The 6687-nt window shown below is 66.3% G+C and carries 4 protein-coding genes and 1 pseudogene; 3 read left to right on the top strand and 2 right to left on the bottom strand.

The annotated features are described in order from the left end of the window. The first annotated feature begins 321 nt into the window (after positions 1–321). The gene (locus F6Q13_RS12890) at positions 322–1590 is read left to right on the top strand and encodes an IS110 family transposase (protein WP_293056957.1); all 1269 of its coding nucleotides are present in this window, start codon (positions 322–324) and stop codon (positions 1588–1590) included. Positions 1591–1651: 61 nt separating this feature from the next. Continuing rightward, positions 1652–2701 carry an IS110 family transposase gene (locus F6Q13_RS12885; protein WP_293056955.1) on the top strand — a complete coding sequence of 350 codons (1050 nt, stop codon included), beginning with the start codon at positions 1652–1654 and terminating at the stop codon, positions 2699–2701. A gap of 585 nt (positions 2702–3286) precedes the next feature. Here F6Q13_RS12885 and F6Q13_RS20315 read toward each other — a convergent pair. Continuing rightward, positions 3287–3745, bottom strand: a pseudogene (locus tag F6Q13_RS20315) (transposase); the annotation flags it as partial. Between the two features lie 175 nt (positions 3746–3920). Here F6Q13_RS20315 and F6Q13_RS12880 point away from each other — a divergent pair. Then, complete coding sequence (locus F6Q13_RS12880; RefSeq protein ID WP_293056952.1) at positions 3921–5348, top strand: RNA-guided endonuclease TnpB family protein; 1428 nt, start codon at positions 3921–3923, stop codon at positions 5346–5348. A 57-nt stretch (positions 5349–5405) separates the two neighbouring features. Here F6Q13_RS12880 and F6Q13_RS12875 read toward each other — a convergent pair whose 3' ends face one another. Further along, positions 5406–6659: a trans-acting enoyl reductase family protein gene (locus F6Q13_RS12875; protein WP_293056950.1), complete on the bottom strand. Its 1254-nt coding sequence runs from the start codon at positions 6657–6659 to the stop codon at positions 5406–5408. Between the last annotated feature and the right edge of the window lie 28 nt (positions 6660–6687).

The raw sequence follows: 6687 nt of genomic DNA, 5'->3' as shown, positions 1-6687 counted from the left end.
ACATGTGAACGTGGGTTGCCGACAGGAAACGGGTCCTGGCCGGTAGAGCCACAAGATGTGGGAGGCCCCAGTGAAGGTTCAGCGTACGAGCCATTCTGACCTGGCGGTCGCCCTGGGGGGATGAAAATTGTGCGGTGGTCGCCTGTCGACGCCGTCCGACACTGTGGTCCTGCGAGGCCGTGTATCGAGCCGGGCGCCGGATGTCGTTGTATTGGGCCCTTCACTGTTGCCGCTTCATCGAGCACGAGGATCAGATTCGTTGTTCCCGTTGCGATATCCGCAGGCGACCACTGTCAGGTAGTTGGTGTTAAGGAGGATTCCATGCTGGCCGAGTCCCATGATGAGGAACAGATCATTGCCCGGGTGGCCGCCCTGGATATCGCGAAGGCGGAGTTGGTGTGCTGCGTGCGGGTGCCCTCGCCAGCCGGCGGTAAACGGCGATTGCAGGATGTCAGGACATACTCCACGATGACCCAGGCATTGACGGAGTTGGCTAATCGGCTTGTCGAGCTGGGTATCGAGCGAGTGGTGATGGAGGCGACGTCGTCGTACTGGAAACCGGTGTTCTACCTGCTCGAGGCGCACGGGCTGGACCCGTGGCTGGTCAACGCCCGCGACGTCAAACATCTGCCCGGTCGACCCAAGACCGATGTGCTGGACGCGGTGTGGTTGTGCAAGGTGGCCGAGCGGCAGATGCTGCGGCCCAGTTTCGTGCCGCCGTGGCCGATCCGCCGGTTGCGGGATCTGACCCGCTACCGCACCGATCTGGTGGCCGCGCGGACCGCCGAAAAGAATCGGGTGGAGAAGCTACTCGAAGACGCCGGCATCAAACTGTCGGTGGTGGCCTCCGACATCTTCGGGGTGTCGGGGCGGGCGATGCTGGCCGCGTTGGTGGCTGGCGAACGCGACCCCAAGGTGCTTGCCCAGCTGGCGCGAGCGCGGATGCGCGGCAAGATCGATCGACTTGAACAGGCCTTCGACGGGCATTTCGCCGATCATCACCGGTTCTTGCTGTCGCGCATGGTGGCGCGCATCGAGGGACTCGATGCCGATATCGCCGCCGTCGATGCGCAGATCGATGTGCAGCTGGCCCCTTTCGCCCAGGCGGCGACTCGGCTGGATGAGATCCCCGGCATCGGTCCGGTCGCCGCGGCCGCCATCATCGCCGAGATCGGGGTCGATATGTCACGGTTCCCGACCGCGGGACATCTGTGCTCGTGGGCGAAGTTCACCCCGGGCATTAACTCCTCGGCAGGCAAGTCCAAAGGCAGCGCTTCGTCGGGGCACGGCAATCCGTATCTGGCGCGCGTCTTGGGCGAGGCCGCCGTGGGCACCACCAAGACCAACACCTTCCTCGCCGCCCGCTATCGCCGCATTGCAAGACGCCGCGGACAACCCCGAGCTGTGGTCGCCGTCGGTCGTTCCATCCTGGTGATCATTTGGCACCTGCTTCAGGACCCCGAAGCCCGGTACCACGATCTGGGAGCCGATCACTACAGCCGACATGTCGATCCGACTGCCAAGAAGCGCAGCCACATTCGACAACTCGAAGCCCTCGGCTACACGGTCACTCTCACTCCCGCCGCGTAAGGACACGTGGTGCGAACCGAGGTCAGCGCACCATAATTTTCGGATCAGTGTTGGTTTGGATGTGCATGCGCGGTCGGTGGTTGGGTGCGCGTTGGACGGAGATACCGGTGAGGTATTCGAACGTCGGTTGACCCCGGATTATCAGGAGATTTTGGAGTGGTTGCGATCGTTGCCGGGCCGGGTCGCGGTGGCCTATGAGGCTGGCCCGACGGGGTTCGGTCTGGCGCGCTTTCTGGTGGCGGCTGGGGTGATGTGTCTGGTGGCCGCTCCGTCGAAGCTGCAACGCCCGACCGGGGATCGGGTCAAGACCGATGCCCGTGATGCGGCGCATCTGGCCCGGTTGCTGCATTTGGGTCAGATTGTGGAGGTCACGGTTCCCAGCGCCGAGCGGGAGGCGGCCCGAGATCTGGTGCGGGCACGAGAGGACTGCCGCGGGGATCTGATGAGTGCCCGGCATCGATTGTCGAAACTGCTGTTGCGGCAGGGGGTTATCTATTCCGGTGGAGGAACTTGGACCGGCAAGCACGAACTGTGGCTGCAGCGGCAGCGGTTTGACGCACCGGCGTTGCAGCTCACCTACGACACGGCACTGGACACGATGCTGGCCACCGTGGATCGCCGTAACCGCCTCGACGAGGCGATCGCCAAGTTGGCCGCCGACAGCGCCTACACCCCGGTGGTGACCCGGCTGGGTTGTCTGCGCGGGGTCTCGACGCTGACGGCGTTTGGGCTGGCCGTCGAGATCGGCGACTGGCACCGGTTGACCGGCCGCTCGATCGGCGCCTACCTGGGTCTGGTGCCCACCGAGTACAGCTCGGGGGCTTCCCGCTCGCAGGGGGCGATCACCAAGACTGGCAACGGCCACGCCCGCCGACTGCTCATCGAGGCGGCCTGGCATCACCGCCAGCCCTACCGACCTGGAATGGTGATGCGGCGCCGCTGGGACGCGGCCAGCCCGGCAGCACGGGCGCGCGGCCAACAGGCCAACCGGCGCCTGCACGAGCGCTGGTGTCGCTTCGATGCCCGTAACAAGCGCCCGGTGGTCGCCAACACCGCGATCGCCCGCGAACTGGCGGGCTGGTGCTGGTCACTGGCGGTCCTCGACAGCTAAACCCGCGCCCTCCACAACTGTCCGAATCGAGCCTGGTGGCGGCAGCGCCTGGGAGTGACCCGCGAACGCTTTATGAGCAATCCTGTTGCCTGACAACGTGATGACGCTCGACCTCTAGATCCGCGATCCACTCCAGCAGAACAGTCCGTCCTGCGGTAACCAACCCGCGAATATCAGACTTGACACCCGCGTCGACAACCTCGACACGCTCGCCAACCGGGACGATTCGGTCAACCGGAAGCGGGCGCCCGGCGACGGCCGCGGCGCCTGCTTCCCCCTGCCTGCTTGACAAAACGAATTACATATCAGAGCGTGTCGAACAACTGGCTGGGGTCGAGTCGTCGAAGTGGTAGGGCGATTTGGCTGGGGTAGTGGAAGCCTTCGTGTGCGGCCGGGGTGGTTTGGTAGTGGCGGTTGATGCGGCGGCAGTGGTTGATCTAGCCGTTGGTGCGTTCGACGACCCAGCGTCGGGGTTGGACGATGAACCCGCGGCCGGGTTTCGGCCCGGAGATCACCTCGACGGTGACACCGGCTCCGGCCGCGGCGCTGGTCACGGCCCGCCCGGTGCGGCCGCTTATCCACCCACAGGTGGCTGATGGTGGGGGCGACCCGCCTTGGCTTGCGCAGCAGCGCCGGGAATGCAGCCCGGTCGGTCACGTCGGCTGATGTGAGGATAGCGGCGAGCAGCACGCCGGCGGAATCGACGAGCACATGACGTTTGACGCTGTCGACTTTTTTTGCCCCGTCGAACCCGCGCGGCCCGGCCACCGGGGACGCCTTGACGCTGGAGGAGTCAACGACGGCGGTGGTGGGCCGACGGCGGCGGCCGCAGCGGGTGCGGACCTCGCCGCGGACGGTGGTGGGGATTCGCACCCAGGTGCCGTTGCGGCACCAGCGTGGGAAGTGTTTGTGCGCTGCTGACCACGACACGGTGACGTCGTGCGGCAGAGGCCGCCACGCGCACCCGCTGCGCAGCACGTGCAGCATCGCGTCGAGGTACTCGCGCCACCGCTGCGGTGGGCAGGGCCGCCCACGTTTTGGGATGTTTCGGGACGAGGAAGCCGGCGACGCACGCCCACGCGGTAATCAGACAGATCGGAGCGGTACCGGCGCCGCCCGGGCAGGTTTGGGTGAGTTGACTGTCGATGGTGATCCGATGCTTGGACACGTCGTCGCTGGCCAGGGTGTTTGTCGGTGTGGTGTGCGAGGCTGATCGGTGATGAGCCGCCACAGCACATTCCGGTTTTGTCTCGATCCCACCGTCGAGCAGTGTGCGGTGCTGGCCCGCCACGCCGGGGCGGCGCGGTTCGCGTTCAACCAGTGCCTGGCGATGGTGAAAACCGCGCTCACCGACCGCAAACCCGATCCGGACATCAAGGTGCCCTGGACTGGGTTTGATCTGATCAACACCTTCAACGCGTGGAAGAAAACCGAGGCCGCCGGGCGGGTGTTCACTGTCGATGCCCACGGCGCTGCCGAGGTGGTGGTGAGCGGGCTGGCCTGGCGGAGCCAGGTGTGCCAGCAGGTGTTCGAGGAAGCCGCCGTCGACCTGGGCAAAGGGCTGAAAGCCTGGTCGGATTCACGCTGTGGTCAGCGCAAAGGCAAACGGGTCGGGTTCCCGCGGTTCAAGAAAAAGACCGGCGACATCGCCTCGTTTCGGCTGCGCAACAAGCACCCCAAAGGCAAACCCGCCGCGATCCGCATCGGCGACAACAACCGGCCCCGCTCAGTCACACTGCCCGGCATCGGTGCTGTTGCGGTGCATGACGACACCCGTCGGCTGCGGCGCATGCTCGCCAAACACCGAGCGAAAATCTTGTTCGCGACCATCAGTCATCACGGGGGCCGGTGGTGGATCTCACTCAATGTCGAGGCCGCCGATCTGCACCCCGCCCATCAGCACCCAACACGCCCAGACTGTGGTGGCGACTGGGTGGGGGTCGATCGCGGCCTGTCGGCGTTTCTGGTCGCCGCCACCACCGACGGCACCGAAGTCGCCCGTATCAGCGACGCGCCCAAAGCGCTGGCCGCCGGGATGAAACAGCAGCGACGGCTATCGAAATCGTTGTCACGCAAGAAGAAAGGATCACGCAACCGCACCGATGCCGCTGCCCGGTTGGGGCGGCATCATCACCGTGTCGCAGCCGTGCGCCGCCATTTCCTGCACCAGGTATCGGGCGAGCTGGTCAAGACCCACGACCGGATCGTCATCGAAAACCTCAACGTGACCGGAATGCTGGCCAACCATCGGCTGGCCCGCGCCATCTCCGATGCCGGCTGGTCAGAGTTCGCCCGGATGCTGCGCTACAAACAGGCGTGGCGCGGCGGGCAGCTCGTTGAAGCCGACCGCTGGTACCCGTCCACCCGGCTGTGCCCCCACTGCGGGGCCGTTGACACTGCGATGACGCTGGCCGACCGGGTGTTCACCTGTGGGTGTGGGCATACCGCCGACAGAGACACCAACGCCGCGACAAATCTGGCCCGCTGGGGCCAGGCCCATCACGACCTCGATCGATCCCCGGACCCCCAAGCAGGAGGCCGGGCCACCAATGCCCGCCGACGGGACGGCGCTGGCCAACACCCACGTGTTGGTGAAACCAGCCCGGATGACGCGGGAACCGACGTTCACACCGCACCAGCGGCCTGAACCGACGACGCCCGAGAAGGGCGGTGCCCAACACTTAACAGAGTTGTTCGACACGCTTTAGAGCCGAGAGACTTCCAGCGATACTCCTGCGGCCGGCAGGCGTGCCAGCAGCGCGTCGCCCATCGCCGACGCGGGCGTGAGCACCCCGCGAAGGTCGGACAGCTTGTCGCGGTCCACCGCGAGCGCCAGACCGCACTCCCCCAACAACACCGAGGTGGCCTGGTATCCCGGGTCGCCCTGCTGGGCGATCGCGACCCGATACCGGACGCCGCTCGTCGTGGTGGTGTACGTCTCGGTCCGGTAGTAGCCGCGCTCCCGCAGTGCGGCGCTGGGGCCGGTGCCGGGCTTGGGCAGCACCCGATCCAGCAGCCGGCGCGGCAATACCCGGAAGTAGCGGCTGCCCAGCCAGAACAGGGCGGCGCCGACCCCGGTGGTGACCGCCGAGGCCACCGGCGCGACCGGTGACGGCCCCACACTCATGCTTTCGGTGTAGCGGAACCGCCGGCCGTATGCCCAGTCCAGTAGGGCGTTGCTGCGTCGCACGATGCGGGTGTTGTACGGCGCCATGAGGAATCCCGCCGTCCACACACCGTCGAGTTCGGGCGCGATGACGCGCCCGCGACGCCAGGCCAGATCCGGCTGCCGGCCGAGTTCGGGTTCCGCGCCGCGGTCGGGGCTCAGCGTGTACGGATCGGCCAGCTGACGCCGAGCGTCTGGGTCGGTGGAGGCGGTGTTCATCACTTCGACCATCGAGGCGACGGTGCCGCCGGAGAAACCCCCGCGGAAACCGCGCAGGACGAATTCGGTGTCTCCGAGTTCGCCGCTGCCGTCTTCGCGTGCCCTGCGGTAAAGCGCATACACGCTCAGATCCGAAGGGACGGAATCGAATCCGCATGCATGCACGATGCGGGCACCGGTGTCGGCGGCCTGCTTGTGGTATCCGTCGATACTGTTGCGCACGAACATCGCCTCGCCGGTCAGATCGGCGTAGTCGGTGCCGGTCGCGGCGCAGGCGGCTACCAGCGGCAGCCCGTAGCGGGTGTACGGTCCCACGGTAGTGATGACTACCCTTGTCCGAGAAGCCATCTCGTCTAGCGTCGACGGTGACGACGCATCGGCCTGCAGAATCGGCCACGATTGTGCAGCGGCGCCCAGCGTCTCACGGACTGTGCGCAACCGCTCGACAGACCTGCCGGCCAGTGCGATGCGGGCGTTGCCGCCGGCGCCGGCCAGATATCCGGCAGTGAGCTTGCCCACGAAACCCGTGGCGCCGTAGACGACGATGTCGAATTCGCGCTGTATTTCCGTCACGGCGCCGACGCTACTCCGACGCGTTCCC

It is taken from the genome of Mycobacterium sp. (assembly GCF_008709575.1).
In the GTDB taxonomy this organism is placed as follows: Bacteria; Actinomycetota; Actinomycetes; order Mycobacteriales; family Mycobacteriaceae; genus Mycobacterium.
This window is presented reverse-complemented; position numbering and strand designations above follow the sequence as displayed.

Excerpts from the sequence above, each read along its gene's own strand:
- F6Q13_RS12890 (WP_293056957.1), top strand. The coding sequence starts at position 322 with ATGCTGGCCGAGTCCCATGATGAGGAACAGATCATTGCCCGGGTGGCC.
- F6Q13_RS12880 (WP_293056952.1), top strand. The coding sequence starts at position 3,921 with ATGAGCCGCCACAGCACATTCCGGTTTTGTCTCGATCCCACCGTCGAG.